Source organism: Caulobacter sp. GW456-12-1-14-TSB4 (assembly GCF_059424195.1).
Genome location: NZ_JBWKZF010000003.1, coordinates 222,171 through 242,550, shown reverse-complemented (window position 1 = coordinate 242,550; position 20,380 = coordinate 222,171). Strand labels below are relative to the sequence as shown.

General features: G+C 68.3%; 21 protein-coding genes. 4 read left to right on the top strand and 17 right to left on the bottom strand.

Annotated elements, in window-relative coordinates; genetic code table 11:
• Window positions 1-101: 101 nt before the first annotated feature.
• A complete protein-coding gene (locus tag AC07YH_RS04535; RefSeq protein WP_494745808.1) occupies window positions 102-1,172 on the bottom strand; it encodes a L,D-transpeptidase family protein in 1,071 nt (356 codons plus the stop codon).
• 81 nt (window positions 1,173-1,253) lie between these two features.
• Between AC07YH_RS04535 and AC07YH_RS04530 the strand changes: the two genes are divergently transcribed.
• Window positions 1,254-2,330 carry a M15 family metallopeptidase gene (locus AC07YH_RS04530; RefSeq protein WP_494745844.1) on the top strand — a complete coding sequence of 359 codons (1,077 nt, stop codon included), beginning with the start codon at window positions 1,254-1,256 and terminating at the stop codon, window positions 2,328-2,330.
• On the opposite strand, the gene AC07YH_RS04525 is transcribed toward AC07YH_RS04530, so the two are convergent.
• Window positions 2,260-2,880, bottom strand: coding sequence for a glutathione S-transferase family protein (locus tag AC07YH_RS04525; protein WP_494745807.1), 621 nt, complete (start codon window positions 2,878-2,880; stop codon window positions 2,260-2,262). The two genes, AC07YH_RS04530 and AC07YH_RS04525, sit on opposite strands and share 71 nt — an antisense overlap.
• A complete protein-coding gene (locus AC07YH_RS04520) occupies window positions 2,877-3,053 on the bottom strand; it encodes a hypothetical protein (RefSeq protein WP_494745843.1) in 177 nt (58 codons plus the stop codon). Before AC07YH_RS04520 ends, AC07YH_RS04525 begins: the two co-directional genes overlap by 4 nt.
• 63 nt (window positions 3,054-3,116) lie before the next feature.
• On the opposite strand from AC07YH_RS04520, the gene AC07YH_RS04515 reads away from it, so the two are divergent.
• Window positions 3,117-3,686, top strand: coding sequence for a hypothetical protein (locus AC07YH_RS04515; RefSeq protein ID WP_494745806.1), 570 nt, complete (start codon window positions 3,117-3,119; stop codon window positions 3,684-3,686).
• Window positions 3,687-3,725: 39 nt separating this feature from the next.
• Window positions 3,726-4,499 carry a protein NO VEIN domain-containing protein gene (locus AC07YH_RS04510; RefSeq protein WP_494745805.1) on the top strand — a complete coding sequence of 258 codons (774 nt, stop codon included), beginning with the start codon at window positions 3,726-3,728 and terminating at the stop codon, window positions 4,497-4,499.
• Window positions 4,500-4,503: 4 nt separating this feature from the next.
• Here the strand turns inward: AC07YH_RS04510 and AC07YH_RS04505 are convergent, their stop codons facing one another.
• The gene (locus tag AC07YH_RS04505) at window positions 4,504-5,064 is read right to left on the bottom strand and encodes a hypothetical protein (RefSeq protein WP_494745804.1); all 561 of its coding nucleotides are present in this window, start codon (window positions 5,062-5,064) and stop codon (window positions 4,504-4,506) included.
• A 101-nt stretch (window positions 5,065-5,165) separates the two neighbouring features.
• Complete coding sequence (gene lepA / locus AC07YH_RS04500) at window positions 5,166-6,974, bottom strand: translation elongation factor 4 (RefSeq protein ID WP_494745803.1); 1,809 nt, start codon at window positions 6,972-6,974, stop codon at window positions 5,166-5,168.
• A gap of 162 nt (window positions 6,975-7,136) precedes the next feature.
• Between lepA and AC07YH_RS04495 the strand changes: the two genes are divergently transcribed.
• Window positions 7,137-7,865, top strand: coding sequence for a DUF1134 domain-containing protein (locus AC07YH_RS04495; protein ID WP_494745802.1), 729 nt, complete (start codon window positions 7,137-7,139; stop codon window positions 7,863-7,865).
• A 119-nt stretch (window positions 7,866-7,984) separates the two neighbouring features.
• Here the strand turns inward: AC07YH_RS04495 and AC07YH_RS04490 are convergent, their stop codons facing one another.
• From AC07YH_RS04490 to AC07YH_RS04435, 12 genes are all read right to left on the bottom strand, one after another.
• Window positions 7,985-9,568: a DUF4139 domain-containing protein gene (locus AC07YH_RS04490; protein ID WP_494745801.1), complete on the bottom strand. Its 1,584-nt coding sequence runs from the start codon at window positions 9,566-9,568 to the stop codon at window positions 7,985-7,987.
• Between the two features lie 2 nt (window positions 9,569-9,570).
• Window positions 9,571-10,968, bottom strand: coding sequence for a DUF4139 domain-containing protein (locus AC07YH_RS04485; RefSeq protein ID WP_494745800.1), 1,398 nt, complete (start codon window positions 10,966-10,968; stop codon window positions 9,571-9,573).
• A 76-nt stretch (window positions 10,969-11,044) separates the two neighbouring features.
• Window positions 11,045-11,635 (bottom strand): peptide-methionine (S)-S-oxide reductase MsrA, encoded by a 591-nt coding sequence (gene msrA, locus AC07YH_RS04480; RefSeq protein ID WP_494745799.1) that lies wholly within the window; start codon window positions 11,633-11,635, stop codon window positions 11,045-11,047.
• Between the two features lie 55 nt (window positions 11,636-11,690).
• Window positions 11,691-11,954 (bottom strand): ACT-like domain-containing protein, encoded by a 264-nt coding sequence (locus tag AC07YH_RS04475; RefSeq protein ID WP_494745798.1) that lies wholly within the window; start codon window positions 11,952-11,954, stop codon window positions 11,691-11,693.
• Window positions 11,951-12,247 (bottom strand): hypothetical protein, encoded by a 297-nt coding sequence (locus tag AC07YH_RS04470; RefSeq protein ID WP_494745797.1) that lies wholly within the window; start codon window positions 12,245-12,247, stop codon window positions 11,951-11,953. Before AC07YH_RS04470 ends, AC07YH_RS04475 begins: the two co-directional genes overlap by 4 nt.
• A 123-nt stretch (window positions 12,248-12,370) precedes the next feature.
• The gene (locus AC07YH_RS04465) at window positions 12,371-12,523 is read right to left on the bottom strand and encodes a hypothetical protein (RefSeq protein ID WP_494745842.1); all 153 of its coding nucleotides are present in this window, start codon (window positions 12,521-12,523) and stop codon (window positions 12,371-12,373) included.
• A gap of 270 nt (window positions 12,524-12,793) precedes the next feature.
• Window positions 12,794-15,232: a phenylalanine--tRNA ligase subunit beta gene (gene pheT / locus AC07YH_RS04460; protein WP_494745796.1), complete on the bottom strand. Its 2,439-nt coding sequence runs from the start codon at window positions 15,230-15,232 to the stop codon at window positions 12,794-12,796.
• Between the two features lie 10 nt (window positions 15,233-15,242).
• Window positions 15,243-16,316: a phenylalanine--tRNA ligase subunit alpha gene (gene pheS, locus AC07YH_RS04455; RefSeq protein WP_494745795.1), complete on the bottom strand. Its 1,074-nt coding sequence runs from the start codon at window positions 16,314-16,316 to the stop codon at window positions 15,243-15,245.
• Between the two features lie 144 nt (window positions 16,317-16,460).
• Entirely contained in the window at window positions 16,461-16,820 is a 360-nt protein-coding gene (rplT, locus tag AC07YH_RS04450; RefSeq protein WP_494745794.1) for a 50S ribosomal protein L20, read from the bottom strand.
• A 15-nt stretch (window positions 16,821-16,835) separates the two neighbouring features.
• Entirely contained in the window at window positions 16,836-17,036 is a 201-nt protein-coding gene (gene rpmI / locus AC07YH_RS04445; RefSeq protein WP_018061454.1) for a 50S ribosomal protein L35, read from the bottom strand.
• Window positions 17,037-17,166: 130 nt separating this feature from the next.
• Window positions 17,167-18,360, bottom strand: a complete 1,194-nt coding sequence (locus tag AC07YH_RS04440) for an MFS transporter (RefSeq protein WP_494745793.1) — start codon at window positions 18,358-18,360, stop codon at window positions 17,167-17,169.
• A 56-nt stretch (window positions 18,361-18,416) separates the two neighbouring features.
• Entirely contained in the window at window positions 18,417-20,351 is a 1,935-nt protein-coding gene (locus AC07YH_RS04435; protein ID WP_494745792.1) for an alpha/beta hydrolase family protein, read from the bottom strand.
• Window positions 20,352-20,380: the final 29 nt, after the last annotated feature.

The window sequence follows — 20,380 nt, the reverse complement described above, 5'->3', positions numbered from 1 at the left end:
CCCGTCCTCGCCCTTCGACAGGCTCAGGGTGAGGACTTATTGTTGAGGCCGTTCAGTAGAAAACCTCACCCTGAGCTTGTCGAAGGGCGGGGTTTTCGGGCCTACGACGCCCGCGCCTCCGCGCCCACGAACACCACCTTGGCCCCCTTGTTCACGGCCGAACCCAGTTCGGCCGCGTCCCAGTTGGTCAGGCGCACGCAGCCATGCGAGGCGCGCTTGTTAACCAGCTTGGGATCGGGGGTGCCGTGGATGCCGTAGGTGTCCTTGGTCAGGTCGATCCAGGTCGAGCCGACCGGATTGTTCGGCCCGGCCTTGATGGTCAGCTTGGCCTTGGGCTTGCCGAAGGTCAGGCGTGACGGGTCGTAGGTGTAGGTGGGCCGGGGCGCCAGGGTGCGCACGGCCCACTCGCCGGTGGGCGCGGGGCGCTCGGTGCTGCCGACCGTGGCGGGGTAGACCGCCAGGATCACGCCGCCGTCGTCCCGGGCGATGACCTGGCCCAGGGCCTTGTCGATCTCGATGCTGTCGACCTTGCGGTCCAGGGTGTCGGCGCCGGCCGCCGTCACCACGATCCTCGTGCCCGCCACGCCGAAATCGACACTGGGGTTCAGGGCCTGCAACAGCGCCTCGTCCATGTGGAAGCGCTCGGCCAGCATCTCCAGCGGCGTCACGTAGTTCAGGGCCGGCAGCTTGGCCATCGCCTCGTAGTCGTCCTTGGGGATCGGCGGTGAGAACGGGCCGGCCTCGTCCTGCGGTGTGATCACGTAGTCGACCAGCACCTGGCCGGTGTCATGGGCGATCAGGCTCTCGACCAGTTCCTGGGTGATCTCGCCCTTGGCCCCCAGGCCGTTGACGCCCTGATAGGCCTGGGCGGCCAAGGTCAGGTTCGTCCCATCGCGGCCGTCGATGACGCCGGGCGAGAAGTGGGCGCGGTCCAACAGGACCTGGACGCGGATCAGCAGGTTGCGGCGAGCATCCGGATCGGTGGCGGTCGCATCGAAGGTCGCCGTGTTGATCGCCTGGACCAGCGGCGACTCCGTCGGCGGCGCGGCGACCACGGGCGGCGGGGCAGGGGCGGATTTCTGGACCGTCTTCGCGGGGGCGGGCTTGGCCGGAGGCTGGTCGTCACAGGCGGCCAGGGCCAGGACGGCCAGGAAGGCGAAACGAACGGTCATGCTTACTCCAGCGGAACGACTCTCCGGTCTCAAGCCTTGAGCCATGGCGAAGTTCCACCGGCTGCGAGGACTGTCTTGAGGGTGCTGCGAGGTCTGCTCTGGGTGTTCGGCGTGCTGCTGCTGGCGGTCGGAGTCTTCTGGCTGTGGGTGACCTGGCCCGTCGGCGGAGAGCCCAAGGCGCCGGTCTCGCCCGGGACCCTGGCCGCCGCGCCGCCGCAGCACGTGCCTTCGGTCGATCCGCCATCGGCCCCGCTGGTCGGCGGTCCGCCCGAGGCCTGCGACGCGACCGGCGCGCCGCTGGGCGCCGCCGCCGCCAACGCCTTCACGCTGGCGACCCTGCCCTGGTCGCCGTTCGGCAAGCTCGAGATCGGCTGGGAGACCTACGCCCCCCGCGTCGCCGCCGAGATCGGCACCACCTGCGCGCCCGACACCGACGGCTTCGCCTCGGCCCTGGCGCGTTGGCAGGGGACGCATGGCGTGCAGCAGAGCGGCGTGCTTTCGCAGGCGACCTTCCAGACCATGCTGACGGGCTGGCATCTGGCGCGGCCCTTCGTGCGGATGAACCGCGACGGCATGTGCCCCGGCGCGCCGCCGCCGGCCGACCTGGCCCAGGCCGAGGCGCGCGAGAGCTATGGCGGCAAGACGATCCTGCTGCGGCCCGGCGCGCTGGACAGCTATCACCGGATGGTCGCGGCGGCGAAGGAAGCGGGCGTCCTGACCCGTCCCGAGACCCTGAGCATCTTCTCCGGCTTCCGCGATCCGGACGCCGACGCCCAGCGTTGCGCGCGGGACAACAACTGCCAGGGCCTGACCCGCACCATCTGCTCGGCTCACCGCACGGGCCTGGCCATGGACGTGGTCATCGACACCGCGCCGGGCTACGGGCCCGACAGCTCGGCCGACGCCAACCGGCTCGTCATGTCGCGCTCACCGGCCTATCGCTGGATGGTGGTCAACGCCGCTCGGTTCGGCTTCGTGAACTATGTCTACGAGCCCTGGCACTGGGAATGGACGGGCGAGACACTACGGCCCGGCGTGCCGATCTCCAGTCTGCCCAAGGACGGCTCGGAGCCTCTTACGGAAGACCCTAAGGGACTTGGGGATCGGCCCACTTCCGGAAAGCCGGCCGCTGGTTCAGGCGCGCGTAGTAAGCTGTGAGCGCGGGCCATTCGACCCGCTCGATCGGGCTCGCCAACCAGCGATGGACGGACAGGCCCAGCACGATGTCGGCCAGGGTGAACCGCTCGCCGATCACATAGGCGCCGGTGTCCACGAGGCGCGCGTCCAGCAGGCCCATGGCCACGTTCCAGGCCTCGACGCTGGCCTGGATCCGCCGCTTGTCGCCAAAGCCGCGCGTCTTGCGCACCAGGCCGGCGAAGGCGAAGCGCCAGGCGGTGTTCAGCTCGGTGCACTGCCAGTCCATCCACTGGTCGACGAGGGCGCGCTGGCGGCGGTCGTCCGGAAACAGCGGCGTGCCGGCCGCCACATAACGGCAGATGGCGTTGCTCTCCCAGACCGGGCCGTGCTCGTCGATCAGCACGGGCACCAGGGCGTTGGGGTTCAGCTTGACGAATTTCGGGTCGCTGGTGGGGGCGAAGCCCTGACCCCAGTCCTCGCGCTCATAAGCCAGGCCCAGCTCGTCCAGGGTCCACAGGACCTTGCGGACATTGATGGACGAGGTGCGGCCAAGGACCTTGGGGATCGTCAACGGGTCATCCAGGGTTTCGACTTGCCGGTCGGGGCCGCGGCGTTGGCGCGATCGACCTTGCCGGTCGAGGCCTTGGCCCCGTGGCCATGCTTACCCTGGGCGGCCTTCTTCAGGCGCAGGGCGCGTTGCATCGGCGTCTCATCCGCCGGCGGGGTATCGATTTTGTCGGTCATGAAGGCGATGTAGGCCTCGAATGGCGCCTTGAGAAGGCCGCGCTTGAAGGTCACTCTGGAAAGATGTCGTCGCGCCGTTCGGTTCCCCTTCTTGTCGCCATCGTCGTGCTGGCCGCCTCGGGCGCGCATGGCCAGACAAGGCCGCCTCAGGAGGGGCCCAACACCGTCTCGCCGGTGCTGATCCTGCCGCCGACCTTGCCGCCCAACCTGGTCTCGACCTATCCGGCTCAGGACCAGACGGTGGCGCCGGGCGTGCTGATCCTCAAGGCGGCCTTCGACCAGCAGATGTCGCCCGCCGCCTGGAACTACGCCCCCGCGCCCGGCGTCGAGCCGATGGACTGCGTGAAGACGCCTCGTCTGCTCAACGACCAGAAGACCTTCGTGCTGCTGTGCCGGGTGCTGGCCAACAAGACCTATGGCGTGACCTTCAACGCCGAGCGGGCCGGCGGCTTCGCCAATCTCGGCGAGAATCCGGCCCATACGGCGACCCTGACCTTCAAGGTCGACGCCAAGGACCCGGTGACCACGGTCCGCCGCGCCATGGAGGCCGCCCAACTGCAGGCCGACCAGATGCCGGTGCAGGACGCGCCCATGGCGGTCGCGGGCGCGGTGAAGCCGTCCGCCACACCCTAGCTTGTGGCGTCCGCGCCCCGGCTGACGCATCATCGTCCGATGACGGGGGAATCGGGGCGCGATTGGACAGGGGCCGAGCTGGCCGTGGTGGTGGGGGATTACGTCTCCCAGCTGGAGAAGACGCTCGCCGGCAAGCCGGTCGATCGCGCCACCCACGACCGCACGGTGCGCTTCGTCACGGGCAAGTCCGACATGCCGATCACCTGGAAGCAGGGCGAGATCTCGGCCGTGCTGTCGCTGATCGGCCTGCCCATCCTGCGCGACCAGCCGCCGCGCTGGTCCTATGACGACGCGCTGGTGGAGGCCGTCGAGGATCAGCTGGCCGCCAAGCCCGCCCTGCTCAGCGCCGCCGTCCGCCCCGCCTCGTTGTTCACCGCCCCGGCCGCCGTGCCGCTGATCGAGGCCGCGCCGCCCCGGCCGATGCCGATGGACGAGCGCCTGGTCCGGGTGATCCATCGCTTCGACATGGGCAAGCGCGAGGCCGACGACCGCTTCCTCAAGGGCCTGGGCGTCGCCAGCATCGTCGCTCACGAGGCCCGACGCCTGTCCGAACGCGGCCGCCCCGACCTCGCGACCAAGGTGCGCCAGGCTCGTGGCGACGACCCGGCCGGCTGCGACGTCATCGGCTTCGGCCTGGACGAGAGCCCCCGCCTGATCGTGGTCAAGACCACCCTCTCGGGCGAGGTCTCCCCGTTCGCCCTCACCGAAACCGAGTTCGCCCTCTCGCAAGCCCGCCCCGAAGCCTTCCGCATCCGCCGCGTCTACGACCTGCTGGGTGAGGCGAGGTTCTACAGGCTGAAGCCGCCCTGGTGAGGCGTCAGGGCTTGAAGACGTGCGCCAGCATCACGCCCAGCCCGCCCAAGGTCCGGCCGCCGTTCAGCTCGCCCGGCAGCCGCATCAGCATCTCGTAGAAACCCAGCGGCGGGATCGCGGTCATGACGGTGACGATCTGTTTGCGCGACAGGCCCTTCGTCACCCGGCCGCCGCTGGCGTCGATCCAGTCGGCCTTGCGCACGGCGTTGACGACCTGGGCGTCCGGGCCCTGGAAGGCGGTGACCTTGTGGTGCCAGTGGATCAGGTTGCAGACCAGGCAGGCGTCCAGGTGCGGCGCGTGGTCCTGTCGGGCCTGTTCGGCCTGGGTCTCCGACGGCTCGAGATAGGCCAGCGCCTTGTCGGTCCACAGGCCGACGTCGTGATAGGCCAGGGCGAAGGCGACCGTCTCGCGCCACCTGGCCTCGCCGCCCAGGAAGTGCATGACATAGGTCAGCACCCGGTAGATGTGGTTGCGATAGCCGTCGAAGTCCGCGCCGATTGTCTCGCGCAGCGGCGCCAACTCGCGCTCGATGATCTCGTCATGGTCGATGATGGCGATGGTCATGCGCCATCAACACCCGCTCGCCGCCGGCTTTCTTGAACGCAGCCAAGAAAAAGCCCCGCCGGCGGAACCGGCGGGGCTTTTCGAAGCAACCTCGTGGACGATCAATCCTCGTCCATCTTCAGCGCCGCGATGAAGGCTTCCTGCGGGATTTCGACCTTGCCGAACTGGCGCATGCGCTTCTTGCCGGCCTTCTGCTTGTCCAGCAGCTTGCGCTTACGCGAGGCGTCGCCGCCGTAACACTTGGCGGTCACGTCCTTGCGCAGGGCGCGGACGGTTTCGCGGGCGATGATCCGGCCGCCGATCGCCGCCTGGATGGGGATGACGAACATGTGCTGCGGGATGAGCTCCTTCATCTTCTCGCACATGCCGCGGCCGCGGCTCTCGGCGCGGTCGCGGTGGACCAGCATCGAGAGGGCGTCGACCGGCTCGGCATTGACCAGGATCGACATCTTCACCAGATCGCCGACGCGGTAGTCCTCGAGCTGGTAGTCGAAGCTGGCATAGCCCTTCGAGATCGACTTCAGGCGGTCGTAGAAGTCGAACACGACCTCGTTCAGCGGCAGGTCGTAGATGACCATGGCGCGGTTGCCGACATAGCTGAGCTCGCGCTGCTGCCCGCGACGGTCCTGGCACAGCTTGATCACCCCGCCCAGGAACTCGTCCGGGGTGAAGATCGTGGCCTTGATCCAGGGCTCGGCGATGTTCTCGATCTGCATGACGTCCGGCAGGTCGGCCGGGTTGTGCAGCTCGATCTCCGAGCCGTCGCGCATGTGGATCTTGTAGACGACCGACGGGGCCGTCGCGATCAGGTCGAGGTCGAACTCGCGGCTCAGGCGCTCCTGGATGATCTCCAGGTGCAGCAGCCCCAGGAACCCGCAGCGGAAGCCGAAGCCCAGCGCGGCGCTGCTTTCCATCTCGTAGGTGAAGCTGCCGTCGTTCAGGCGCAGCTTGCCGACGGCGGCGCGCAGGTCTTCGAAGTCGGCGGCGTCGACCGGGAACAGGCCGCAGAACACGACCGGCTGGACGTCCTTGAAGCCCGGCAGGGCCTGGGCGGTCTGCTTCTTCTCGTCGGTGATGGTGTCGCCGACGGCGGCGTCGGCCACTTCCTTGATCGAGGCGGTGAAGAAGCCGACCTCGCCGGGACCCAGCTCCTGCACGTCGGTGGCCTTGGGCGTGAACACGCCGACCTTGTCGATGCGGTGAGTGGCGCCGGTCTGCATCATGCGGACCTGCTGGCCAGCCTTCAGCGTGCCGTCGAAGATGCGCACCAGCACGACCACGCCCAGATAGGCGTCGTACCAGGCGTCGACCAGCAGGGCTTTCAGCGGCGCGTCGCGATCGCCCTTGGGGGCGGGCAGGCGGGTGACGATGGCTTCCAGCACGTCATGGATGCCCAGGCCCGACTTGGCGCTGGCCAGCACGGCGTCGCTGGCGTCCAGGCCGATCAGGTCCTCGATCTGGGCGCGGACGCGCTCGGGCTCGGCGGCCGGCAGATCGATCTTGTTCAGGACCGGGACGATCTCGTGGTTGTTGTCGATGGCCGAATAGACGTTGGCCAGGGTCTGGGCTTCCACGCCCTGCGAGGCGTCGACGACCAGGATCGAGCCTTCGCAGGCGGCCAGCGAGCGCGAGACTTCGTAGGCGAAGTCGACGTGCCCGGGGGTGTCCATCAGGTTGAGGATGTAGTCCTCGCCGTCATCGGCCTTGTACTTCAGGCGCACGGTCTGCGCCTTGATGGTGATGCCGCGCTCCTTCTCGATGTCCATGTTGTCGAGAACCTGAGCGCTCATCTCGCGCGCGGTCAGGCCGCCCGTCTCCTGGATGAGGCGGTCCGACAGCGTGGACTTGCCGTGGTCGATGTGGGCCACGATGGAAAAGTTGCGGATCTTGTCGAGAGGCGTCGAAGTCATGGGCGTGCGCATATCACATTTGAGCCGCTTCGCGAGGGGCTGAGCGCATCGCGGATGCGGCCGCGCGTCGCGCATGCTTAACCGCTCGTTAAGTTTGGAGCCGCAAACCGGTCTCAATGGCTTGCAACAGTGTTGCAATGAAACTGATCCGGAGGGCGTGAAATGGACCGTCGCAAGCTGATCCTGTCGGGCGCCGCCGTCGGCCTCAGCGCCGTGGGGACCGAGGCCCTGGCCCGCCAGCGCATCACCTCCGAGCAACTGCCGCCGGCCCAGCCGATCACCGATCCGAACGCCGTGCCGCCGCAATACCGGCCTCCGGCGCAGGACGCCTACGCGTCTCAGCCGCCGCCGCCTTCGCCGACCCCGGGCTCGAACGGCAATACGCCAGCCTATGACACCGGCCGCGCCCAGACCTATTCGGCCGACGAGATGATCCGCGCCACGTCCGACTTCCTGGGCGTGACGGCCGAGAGCGCCGGCGCGGCGATCGAGAAGATCTTCAAGGACAAGGGCCAACCCACCGCCTACATCGCCGGCGAGGAGGGCTCGGGCGCCTTCGTGGCCGGCCTGCGCTACGGCCGGGGCCTGCTCTACATGAAGGGCCGTCCGACCCTGGAGGTGTACTGGCAGGGCCCGACCGTGGGCTGGGACTGGGGCGGCAACGCCAGCCGCGCCTTCACCCTCTGCTATAATCTGCAATATCCCGACGCCGTCTTCCGCCGCTTCCCCGGCGTGGAGGGCAGCGCCTATCTGATCGGCGGCCTGGGCGTGAACTACCAGAAGGCCGACGAGATCACCCTGGCCCCGATCCGCGCGGGCGTCGGCCTGCGCCTGGGGGCGAACGTCGGTTATCTCGGCTACAGCCGCAAGCGGCGGTGGATGCCGCTTTAAGATAGATCCTCCCCCAGAGGGGGAGGTGGCCCAGAGGGCCGGAGGGGGCAGCTCGGCATATGTCCAGCTGGCCCCCTCAGTCGCTCCGCGACAGCTCCCCCAGAGGGGGAGCAGCTTTCTTACCCGCCGTATTCGATCGCGTAGCTGAACGTCCGCGATTGATTGGAATCCAGCGTCATCCGCCAGGCGACCATGCCTTGGCGGATGTCGTGTTTCTGGGCCTCGGCCACGACCTTGAAGGTCGGCATGTTCGGGTTCTGTCGCAGCTCGATCATCACCGGGATGGTCTTGGCGTTCGAGAGGTCGACCTCGTAGGTCCGGCGCACGCGACGCTTGTTCAGCCGCTGCTCGGCGACCAGGCGCGGGCGGGCCAGGACGTCCATCGCCTGGCCGATGACCAGGTCCATCGGTTCGCCGACCGCGACGTCGCGCACGGCCTGTTCGCCGGCGAAGGTGGGCTGGCCGTCGATGCTCTCCATCGCCGACAGCGCGCCGGAGGGCAGGGGTTTGCCCAGGCCGTTGGCGGTCTTGTTCTCCAGGCGCAGGGTCACGGCCGGCGCGCGGAAGCCCTCATCAGCCTGACCGCTCTCCCACGGATTGACCGTGACCACATAGAGCCGCTGGAAGGTGACGTTCTTCTGGTCGAGGAAGGCCACCTGCTTGGTCTGGCGCGGGTTCAGGGTGACCGGCGTGGGCAGGGTGTAGAGCTTGTAGTCGCCCAGGTTCGACTGCTCGGCCAGCGGGGGAGGCGGCGGTGGCGGCGCGGGCGCCATGGCGCGCATTTCCAGTGCCGGGAGCGGCATGGGCGGGACGCCGGTCGGTACGGGCGGCGCGTCTGAAATGATCGCCGGCGCCGTCGTCGGGGCGACGAAGTGCGTGGTGTCCATCGGCCAGCAGGCGCGGCGGATCGGCGTGGCGCGGCCCTTGTCGACGCGGACATACTGGCGAGACAGCTTGCCGGCGACGGCCTGGGTCTTGGCATTGGCGAACTGGCTGCCGCCGCTGTTGACCAGGGTCAGCCAGCCGGTCAGGTCCAGCCGCTTGCCGTCCGGATGGATGCGCGCGACGTAGTCGGCCTGCCAATTCACGCCCAGCGCCAGGTAGGACAGGGTTAGCTTGGCGCGCGTCGGCGCGGGGACGTCGACGATGGTCGAGAGGCTGGGCTTGTCGGTCAGGCCGTCGGGGACCGAGGCCAGCACCAGGCGCTCGGGACCGCCGGAGCAGCCCAGGGCCTCGACGCCTTCCGCTGTCTGGACCATCAGGCCGGACGGACCCTGCAGCAGGGTGGCGTCGATCGTCTGCTGGCGACCGGTCTTGCGGTTGGTGCGCACCACCTGGATCGGCTGGCCCAGAGAGCGCTCCACCAGGGTCCCGGGGCTGAGCAGGGCGTAGTCGTAATTGCGCTCGATCGCCTTGCCGGGCAGGCCCTCGACCGCCGCGCTCTGCGGGATCAGGCCCTCGGCGACGCCGTCGAAGCGGATCGTGTGGCGGCCGGCGGGCAGGTCGATCACGCGGGTTTCGGTGACCAGGATCAAGCCCTTCTCGGCCGCCTGGGCGCGCTGCCAGGGCGGGAGCGCCTGGAATGGTCCGTCGCCATCACGATAGAGCGTCACCGCCACCTTCTCGGGCGCGGATGAGGCGAGGGTGGCGGCGGTGGCGGGGAGCGTGGCGGCGAGAGCGAGCGCGCCCACGAAGGCGCGCATGGTCACCACCCCGTCTCGACCGTGAAGGTCAGCACCGTCTCGCCATTGGCCGGCACCGGCACGCTCCAGCCCAGGGTGGAGGCGTCGATGCGGCGGCTCTTGAGGCTCTCGGCCTTGACCACGCCGTCGCGCCACAGGCCGCCCTGGCGCAGCTCGACGGTCACCGCCTCGTCCTTGGCGTTGCGCAGCAGGTACTTCATCTCGTAGCGGGTGACCCGCTTGGAGACCCGCGTCTCGGCCACCAGGGTCTGCTGGCTGGAGACGTCGAAGGCGTCGCCGGTCTTGATCGACAGCTCCGAGCCGGCCGGCGTGTGGCCGATGGCGTTCTCGCCGACGAACTTGGGATCGCCGGCCATGTCGCGCATGTAGACGCGCATGACCCCGGCCGGCAGCTGGCTGGCCAGGCCCGTCAACTTGCTGTTGCTGAACTGGATGGCGACGACGGCCTTGACCGGCTCGGCCTGGCTGGAGAACCAGCCTTCGCGCACCTCATAGACCTTCTTGGCCGCCACGCCCTGGGCCGACAGGAAGCCGACCTGCTTGTTCTGGTTCGAGGCGATCGTGGTCCGTTCGGGCAGGGGATAGACGTGGTAGTCGGCGACCCGCTCGCCCGTGCCGCTCTCGGTCCCGGCGCGGATGACGCCGGCTGTTCCGCGACGGACCGGACGATAGGGATTGGTCGAGGTCAGCTGGTTGACGTCGCCGGCCACCAGTTGGGTCTTGGCGTTCTCGAACGGCGTGCCCGAGGTGTTGGACAGGGTGATCCAGCCTTGCAGGTCCAGCGCGCCCTTGGCCTCGTCGAACAGGGCGACATAGTCGGCTTTCCACGACAGGCCCGAGGTCAGGTAGCTGAGCTTGGCCTGGCGCGGGCCGGCGCTGGCGGCCTCGACGCTGACCGACAGGGTCGGGCGGGCGCGCAGGGTCTCGGGCACCTTGTCGAAGATCACCCGGGTGGGGACGCCGTCGTCGCGCAGCACCTCGATGCGGTCGCCGATCTTCAGCACCACGCCGCCATTGGCCGCCAGGACGGTGGCGACCTCGGTGGTCTCCTTGCCGTCGCCGGGATTGGTGCGGACGATCTTCACCTGCTGGCCGACCGCCTTCTCCATCAGCTTGTCGGGGGTCAGCAGGTCGTAATCGAAGTTCTGCTCCAGGATGCTGACGCCCGGGGCCGCCAGGCTGACCGTCTCGGGCCTGATCTGGGCCGAGACGTCCTTGAACTCCAGCTTCTGGCGACCGGCCTTCAGGTCCAGCGGGCGGCTGTCCTCGACCAGCGCCAGGTCGGAATTATAGATGGTGACGGAGACTTCCCGTCCCCCCACACCACGATCTTGGGCGTGCGCCGCGCCGAGAGGAACCAGCAGCAGGCCAGCCGAGGCCAGCAGAGCGCGACGGTGCATGGACGTCCTCCCGTGTGTTTACAAAGGTAAAACAACACGGGATTACGGCGAAGTCTAGGCTAGGTTGAGCGCGATCTCAGCCGCCCCACACCTGCTTCAGGCGCGCGTCCCGCCCGCAGCCCGTGCGATACAGGCTGTAGTCCAGCGCGTGCCGCTTGGCGTAGTCGCGGTGGTATTCCTCGGCCGGGTAGAAGGTCTGCAGCGGCAGGATTTCGGCCTTCATGGTCCCGGACTTCAGGCGCTTGGCGGCTTCGCCCTGCGACTTCTCGGCGATCGGACGCTGGGCGGGGGTGACGAAGACCGCTGGGCGATAGGACGGGCCGCGGTCGCAGAACTGGCCGCCGTCGTCTGTGGGATCGACCAGCTTCCAGTAGCGATACAGCAGGAAACCATAGTCCAGCTTGGCCGGGTCGTAGGTGACGCGCACCGACTCGTAGTGGCCGCTGCGTTCGCTGGTGACGTCGCGGTAGGTCGGGTTCTTGACGTGGCCGCCGGTGTAGCCGCTCTCGACCTTCAGCACGCCAGGGATGCCGCCCATGTCGTGCTCCATGCACCAGAAGCAGCCGCCGGCGAAGACGGCGGTCTCGGTTTTCAGCGTCGCGGCGGCGGACGCGCTGACGCCGGTCAGGGCGAAAAGGGTGGCCAGAAGGGCGAGCAGGCGACGCATCGAAGTCTCTCCAGAAACGGACTCAGACCTAGATACGTAGGAGAGCGCCGAAAGGTTACGCCCGCCAGCCGAAACCGACGCCGCGCACGCTGGGACAGGCGGCAAGGCGCGAGGCCAGCACCTGCGCCCGGTCGTCGCCCTGGTCGTCGATCTCGAGCCTGATGGTCATGTGCTGACCCTCGGGAGCGGCGGACAGGGCGCGCAGGCGGGCCTGCTGGACCGAAGCCACGCCGAGGACGCGCATGAGGGCGTCCGGCGTGTCTTCGGCGGTTACGAGGAAGAGGCGACGTTTCTCTTCTTCCGGTTTGAGCGCGTTCACGGCCGGAACCATTGGTGCTCTACCGAAGCCGAATTGACGCCGGGCCAGGCGGCCAGGTCACGGGCCAGCAGGCGGGCGGCCTGGTCGCCCAGGTGACGGACGCGCAAGGAGGCTTCGACGATCTGGCCGACCGGCTTCATCGTCAGGCCGCACAGTTCGGCGCCGCTGTCGGCGAGGCCTTGGCGCACGGCTTCCAGCGCGCTGGGCGCGTCGGTGGCGGCCAGCAGCAGCTGGTGGACGGTGACGCCTTCCTGGTCGCTATGGAAGGCTGGTGGGGAGGGCAGGTAGCTCATTGGCGTTGGTCCTGTGCATGAGAGGCTTGGAGGACCGATGGAGCGCGCAACAAAAAACCCCGCTCGTGGGAGCGGGGCTTTTGGAGATCTTGCGATCCTTCGGCTTTGGTTTTGGTAGGTTTCCTACCGCTGCTTGCGCCGATTTTGCCCCGTCCGAATGGGAACGGTTTTAATCTGGTTGTTAATCATGTTCCACATCGCCACGGCGCACGACATCGCAGCCACGGCGGCGAGGCCGGTGGTCACGAAGGCGGCGAAGGCGAAGGTCGATTGCATGTGGAAGCGATGAATCCAGTTAGCGCTTGATACAGGTAGCGTGACGGTGAGCATCGCGCAAGGTCTTGCCTGTGAGATGGGCGATCGGTCGCGGCCTAGGGCAGGAATTGGCGGTGGGCGCCTGGAAACTCAGCACTGGCCCCCACCTGACCTGCTCACGCAGGTCTGTCCGCCCCCAAGCGGGGCGGAGAGCTCTCTCCTCCCCCTCTTGGGGGAGGAGGACCGCCGAACGGCGGTGGGGGGGACAGCGCAGGCCGTCCCCCTTTAAACTCAGCTCCGCAGCTTCCCGCCGGCCTTCTCGGCCGCCGCGACGACCTTCGCCGACAGCGCCGCGATTTCGGCGTCGGTCAGCGTCGCCTCACGCGGCTGCACGACCACCTCGATGGCCACCGACTTGAAGCCGTCCGGCACGCCGGGGCCTTCATAGACGTCGAACACGCGCGCGGCGGTGATCAGCGCCTTGTCGGCGCCGACGGCGGCCTTCACCAGGTCGCCGGCCGGCTTGGCCTTTTCGACGACGAAGGCGAAGTCGCGGGTCAGGGGCATCAGGGCCGAGGGCGAGAAGGCCGGCTTGGTCTTGATCGCCTTCTTCTTCGGCTCGGGGATCGCCTCCAGGGTGATCTCGAAGCCGTAGACCGGCCCGGTCACGTCCAGGGCCTTCAGCACCGCCGGGTGGATTTCGCCGAACTCGGCCATCACCGCCTTGGGGCCCAGCTGCAGGCGGGCCGAGCGGCCCGGATGCCACCAGGCCGAAGCCGAGCCTTGCGCCGTCTGCAGCGACGCCACCGGCGCGCCCAGTTCTTCCAGCAGGGCCAGCAGGTCGGCCTTCACGGTGAAGACGTCGCCTTGCGCGGCCTTGTCCCAACCACGCGGGGCCTTGGGGACCAGGATCGCCGAGACCACGGTGCGCTGGTCGTTCGGGCGCTCGCCGTGGAAGGTCGGGCCGATCTCGAACAGGGCCGCGTCAGGGAAGCCCTGGCGCGCATTGCGGCCGGCCGCCTCGATCAGGTTGGGCAGCAGCGACGGGCGCATGCAGTCCAGCTCCGAGGCGATCGGATTGGCCAGCAGCATTTCCGGCTGACCGCCGCCGAACAGCGTCGCGATCTTGTGGCTGGTGAAGCTGAAGGTCACCGCTTCCGAATAGCCGGCGGCCGCGAGGGCGCGACGGGCGGTGCGACCACGGGCCTGCTTGGCGGTCAGCACGCCGCCGACCGCGCGCGCCGTTTCCGGCAGCGGCGTCGAGGGCAGGGCGCCATAGCCGGCGATGCGGGCGACTTCTTCCACCAGGTCGGCCTTGCCTTCCACGTCGCGGCGGAAGGTCGGCGGGGTGACGCAGACCAGGCTCTCGGCATGGGTGACGAAGGCCGCGGCCGAGACGTCCTTGGGCGGCTCGACCGTGAAGCCCAGGTCGCGCAGGATCTGCAGGGACCGCTCGGGCGCGATCTCCAGGCCCGACAGCTGGCCGACATAGGCCGGGTCGAACAGCACCGGGGCCGGGGCGGGCAGGGCCTCGCCGACCAGCAGCACTTCCGACGGCTCGCCGCCGCAGAGTTCCAGGATCAGCTTGGTGGCCAGCTCGATGCCGGGGACCAGCGAACCGGTGTCGACCGTGCGAGCGAAGCGGTACTGGGCGTCGCTGGCGATGCCGGTGGCGCGGCCGGTCTGGGCCGTGCGGATCGGGTCGAACCAGGCGCTCTCGACGAAGACGTCGGTGGTCTCGTCCGAGCAGCCGGTGCTCTCGCCGCCCATCACGCCGCCCAGGCCGATCGGGCGTTCGCCCGAGGCGTCGGCGATGACCGACATCTCCGAGGTCAGCTCGTAGGTCTTGCCGTCCAGCGCGATCAGGTGCTCGTCGCCGTTCACGCCATGGCGGCCCAGGCGCGTCGAGATCTCGGTCCCCGACAGCTTGGCCGCGTCATAGACGTGCAGCGGGCGGGCGCGGTCGTAGGAGATCAGGTTAGTGACGTCGACCAGGGCGTTGATCGGGCGCAGGCCGATGGCGGTCAGGCGGTCGGCCAGCCACTTGGGCGAGGGACCGTTCCTGACGCCGCGGATGTAGCGACCGGCGAACACCGGGCAGGCCTCGCCATCGACCTTGACGGTGATCGGCGAGGTGAATGTGCCGGGGATGGACGCGATCGAGACGTCCTTCAGCTTGCCCACGCCGGCGGCGGCCAGGTCGCGGGCGATGCCCACGACGCCCAGCCAGTCGGGACGGTTGGGGGTCACTTCGAAGTCGATGACGGCTTCCAGGCCCAGGGCGTCGACGGCTGAGGTCCCGACCGGCAGGGCGTCGGGCAGCTCCATGATGCCGTCGCTCTCGGTGGCGTATTCCAGCTCGGCGGCCGAGCAGAGCATGCCGTTCGAAACGACGCCGCGCACGGGCTTCTCGACCAGAGTCACGTCCAGGCCGGGCACATAGGCCCCGATCGGGGCGTAGATGGTCGTCAGGCCCGGACGGGCGTTCGGCGCGCCGCAGACGATCTCCTTGCGGCCGTCGACGGTGTCGACCTGGCAGACCTGGAGACGGTCGGCGTTGGGGTGGCGGGCGGCCTCGACGATCTTGCAGACCGTGAACGGGGCCAGCTTGGTCGCCGGATCGATGACGTGCTCGACCTCGAGCCCGGCCATGGTCATGGCCGCGACGATCTCGGGGACGGTGGCGGTGGTCTCAAGGTGATCCTTGAGCCAGGAGAGGGTGAATTTCATCGTTCTGGTCTCAGCTCAGGCCCGAGGCGGCGTTCGGCGCGGCGAAGGCGCTGAAGCCGTAGTGCGACAGCCAGCGGACGTCCGACGACCACATGTCGCGCAGGTCCGGCATGCCGTATTTCAGCATGCCCAGGCGATCGACGCCCATGCCGAAGGCGAAGCCCTGGTACTCGTCCGGATCGATGCCACAGGCGCGCAGGACGTTCGGGTGAACCATGCCGCAGCCCAGGATCTCGAGCCACGACGTGCCCTGGCCGATCTTGATCTCGCCGCCCGAGCGGTCGCACTGCACGTCCATCTCGGCCGACGGCTCGGTGAACGGGAAGTGGTGCGGGCGGAACTGGGTGGTGACCGCGTCGGTCTCGAAGAACCGGGCCAGGAAGGTCTCCAGGGTCCACTTCAGGTGGCCCATGTGGATGCCCTTGTCGATCACCAGGCCCTCGACCTGGTGGAACACCGGGGTGTGGGTGGCGTCGTTGTCCACGCGATAGGTGCGGCCCGGCGCGATGATGCGGATTGGCGGCTTCTGCGACACCATCGTCCGGACTTGGACCGGGCTGGTGTGGGTGCGCAGCAGCATGCGTTCGCCCGTCTCCTTCGTGTTGAAGAAGAAGGTGTCGTGCATCTCGCGGGCCGGGTGCTTCGGCGGGAAGTTCAGGGCCGTGAAGTTGTGGAAGTCGTCCTCGATGTCCGGACCTTCGGCCACGGCGAAGCCCATCTCGGCGAAGATGGCGACCATCTCGTCCATGGTCTGCATGGTCGGGTGGACGCTGCCCTTGCGGCGGTGCGGGGCGGGCAGGGACAGGTCCAGCGTCTCGCTGGCCAGGCGCGCGTCGAGCTCGGCGGCTTCCAGGCCGGCCTTCTTCTCGGCGATGGCGGTGGTGACCTTGTCGCGCAGGGCGTTGATGGCCGCGCCGCGGTCCTTGCGCTCCTCGGGGCTCATCGCGCCCAGGGTCTTGAGCAGGCCCGAGACGGAGCCGGTCTTGCCGACGGCGGCCACGCGGACGGCGTCGAGCGCTTGGAGGTCCGCAGCGCTGGCCACCTGGGCCAGGACGTCGGATTCGAGGGTGTTGAGATCGGTCATGACGGGCATCCGTCTAGGCGGTTTTGATGATGGGTGGAACCGGGAAGCGCCCGCCACGCCCAGGAAACGCGCAGCAAAAAGCCCTCCGGTTCGCACCGGAGGGCTTTTCAGATCGAACTCGGATCGTAGGACCCGAAAAAGACCTTAAGCGGCCAGGGCGGCGCGGACCTTGTCAGCGATAGCCTTGAACGCAGCCGGGTCGTTACCCGCGATGTCGGCGAGGACCTTACGGTCGATCACCACACCCGCCACGTCCAGGCCGTGGATAAACTGCGAGTAGGTGAAGCCTTCGATGCGCGCACCGGCGTTGATGCGTTGGATCCACAGCGAACGGAAGGCGCGCTTGCGCACCTTGCGGTCGCGGTACGCGTATTGACCGGCCTTGTCGACGGCGGCCTTGGCGGTGCGGATGGTGTTCTTGCGGCGGCCGTAGAAGCCCTTCGCCTGTTCAAGAACCTTCTTGTGCTTGGCGTGAGCAACGACGCCACGTTTAACGCGAGCCATGTGTCAGCGCTCCTCTTAAAGGCCGTAGGGCAGGTACGAACGGATGGTCTTGGCGTCAGCCTCGCTCATCACCTTCGTTCCGCGGTTTTGGCGGATGTACTTGCCGTTGTGGCCGATCAGACGGTGGCGCTTGCCGGCGACGCCGGCTTTCAGCTTACCCGTGGCCGTGATCTTGAAGCGCTTCTTAGCGCCCGACTTCGTCTTCAACTTAGGCATTTCGCGTCGGAGCTTTCGCCCCGTCCTCTGGGATAGCAAGACGAACCGCCATGGCATGCCAATTGGCCAGGCGGTTCCGGAAAGGGGGCGTTCCTAAGCGAAAGACTCGCCGATGGCAAGCACTTAGGCCTCACGCCGCCGCTTTCGTCCGGTGAACGATGGTCACGGCGAAGAAGATGGCCGGAACCATCAAGGCCGCGCCGAACCAGTAGGGACCGCCGATGGCGATGCCGAACAGCGGACCGGCCAGCAGCGGGCCGCCGATGCGGGCAAGGGAGCCTGCAGCCATGTTCAGGCCCAGCATCTGCCCCTGGCGGTCCGGCGGGCTGGCCCGAGAGATCAGGGCCGCCACGCAGGGGAAGACCAGCGACTGGCCAAAGGCGGTGCAGCCGACCGCGACGATGGCCAGGCCGGGATGAGTCACGAACGGCGAGATGAACAGGCTCAGGCCGATGATCGACAGACCGGTGGTCAGCACGCGGCCTTCGCCGAAGCGGCGGGCCAGGCGGCCGGTCAGCAGGCCCTGGCCCAGCGAGGCGATGACGCCGATCACCGCGAAGCATAGGCCCACTTCGCGCGGGCCCCAGTCGAAGCGGGCGTTGGCCCACAGGCCGAAGATCGATTCCATGCCCGCGAAGGCCCCGGTCGAGACCAGGGTGACCAGCAGCACGCGCGACAGGATCGGGTGGGCCGAGGCCGCGCTGAGGGCCTCGCGCCGGCCGGGTTGCTTGACGCCGGGCGCGGCGCGCGCGCGGCTCTCGGCCACGAACAGCAAGATTCCGACGGCGGCGAGGGCGGCCATGCCGGCGGCGACGAACAGCGGGATCTGGAAGCCCAACTGGCCGGCGCTGGGATGGGCCAGCAGGCCGCCCAGCGACGGGCCGATCACGAAGCCGGCCCCGAAGGCCGAGCCCAGCAGGCCCATGCGCCCGGCGCGCTTCTCGGGCGGGGTGACGTCGGCCATGTAGCCCTGGATCGTCGAGATGTTGCCGCTGCCGAAGCCGCCGACCAGGCGGATGGCCATGGCGATCCAGATGTTCGGCGCGAAGGCCAGGGCCAGATAGGCGATGGCGTTGGCGATGATGGTGACCATCAGCACCGGCCGCCGGCCGATGCGGTCGGACATCCGCCCCCAGAACGGCTCGCCGAAGAACTGGCCCAGGCTGTAGGCGGCGAACATGGTCGTCACCTGCCACGGGGCGGCGTGCATGGCCTTGGCGTAGAAGGGCAGCAGCGGAATGACCACGCCGAAGCCCACCAGGTTGATGAAGACAACCAGGAGCAGGACGGCCAGGGCGCGGGGACTGTTGGCGGGTTCGGACATCAGGACGCGGGGTTTACGCCCGAACCTCTGGCTTGGCGATCAGCCAAACGCCGCATTCAGTCGGGCGGGTTGTTCTTCTCGACGAAGGCGACGGTCTCGTTGAGCATCTTCTGGCGCGTGGCGCCGCGCGACAGCCAGTGGTCCTCGCCGTCCAGGGTGACGAACTGGAACGGCTTGCCGGCCTTCTTCAGCGCGTCGGCCATGGCCTGGCTCTGGTCGTAGCGGACCACCGTATCGTCCTTGCCGTGGATCAGCAGGACGGGGATGTCGACCTTGGCCGCCTGCTGGGCGGGCGAGATGGCGGTCAGGTCCGGATCCTTGGCCCCGTCGACGCCCATGAACCGCAGCCAGTAGCGCTGCGCGGCATTGGTCTCGCCGTTGTTGTTGTTGATGTTGGTCAGCAGGAACTTGCGCAGGTCGGCCACGCCCGCCACCGAGACGGCGCAGCGATAGACGCCCTTGTCCAGGGTCGCCCCGGCCAGGGCCGCGTAGCCGCCATAGCTGGCCCCGACCACGCAGACGCGCTTGGGGTCGATGATCCCCTGCCTGGCCAGGTCGCGGACGCCGTCCGACAGGTCGGTCTGCATCTTCTTGCCCCACTCGCCGAACCCCGCCTTGACGAAGTCCCAGCCAAAGCCCTCCGAGCCGCGGAAGTTGGGCTGCAGCACCGCATAGCCGCGCGAGGCCAGGGCCTGGCTCCACCAGTCGAAGCCGGGCTCGTCGCGACCCTCGGGCCCGCCGTGCGGCAGGACGATCAGCGGCAGGTTCTTGGGATCGCGACCCTTGGGCAGAGTCAGGTAGCCGCTGATCTCCAGGCCGTCGGCGGCCTTGTACTTGATCGCGCGCACCGGCGAGATCGTCGCGGCGTTGACACCCTTGTAGATGTCGCCCAGCCAGCTGGCCTGTTTGGTGTCGAGGTCGACGAAGGCGTAGGCCGGGCCCTCGGTGGCCGAGTCGACCCGCACCACCACCTTGCGCCGGTTCTTCGACCACGAGGCCAGGGTGATGCGGTCGTCCGGAAACGCCTTGACCACCGCGTTCCAGGTCTTCTGCGCGGCCGGGTCGAAGAAGGTGTAGGTGAAGTCGTCGCCCTTCAGCTGGTAGCCGCCCAGCAGGGCCAGGGTGTCGGGATCGTGCAGCAGGCCGCTGAGCTGCAGGTCGCCCGGCAGGTCCTCGTACTGACCGACGCCGCGATATTCGCGCAGGATGTCGGTGCGCTTCTCGTCGCTGCGCCAGACCAGCACCGACTTGCCGTCGCGGCCGAAGCCCGACAGCCCGTACGAGCCCATGGGGCTGTCGGCTTGGTCGACCTCGCGCCAGGACCCATTGAGCTTCATCCGCAGGCTCCAGCGGCCCTTCTTGCCGTCATAGAGCGACTGGGCCACCGGCTCGCCGGCGGCGTCGACCAGCCAGCCGTCGGTGTCCTCGCGGACCCCGCCGTCCAGCATTCGCGTCATGCCGTCTTTCAGGTTGACCTTGAACAGGGTGTTGAGGCCCTGGTTGTTCACGAAGTGCACGCCTTCGAGGAACGCCACCGGCTGACCGTTGATGGTCCGCACCATCGGCGAGTCCAGGATCACGTTCATGGTGTTGGGCTGCGCGCGCAGCAGCAGGTTCTGCTTCTTGGTGACCAGGTTGAGGTCCAGCGCCATGTAATACTCGCGGGCCGGACCCTGGAGGTCGAAGACCTCGGTGGTCTGGGACGAGACCATGATCAGATGGTCCTCGCCCGCCCAGGTCAGGCCGCGCAGCTTGGTCGTCCCGGCCTTGACGACCGCCACATTCTGGCCGGCGAGCGTGCGCACCAGCACGAAACGCTCGTCGCCATTGGTCAGGACCATGGCCAGCTTCGAGCCGTCGGGCGAGACGCGGACCTCTTCGTATTGAGGCAGGCGGCCATAGAGGGCCAGATCGGATTTCTCGGCGGCGAACGCCGGACCGGCTGCCACGGCGACACAGGCCAAGCCGATGGCCAACAGCTTCTTGAACACGCGAACTTCCCCCAACCGCTGGAAACTCT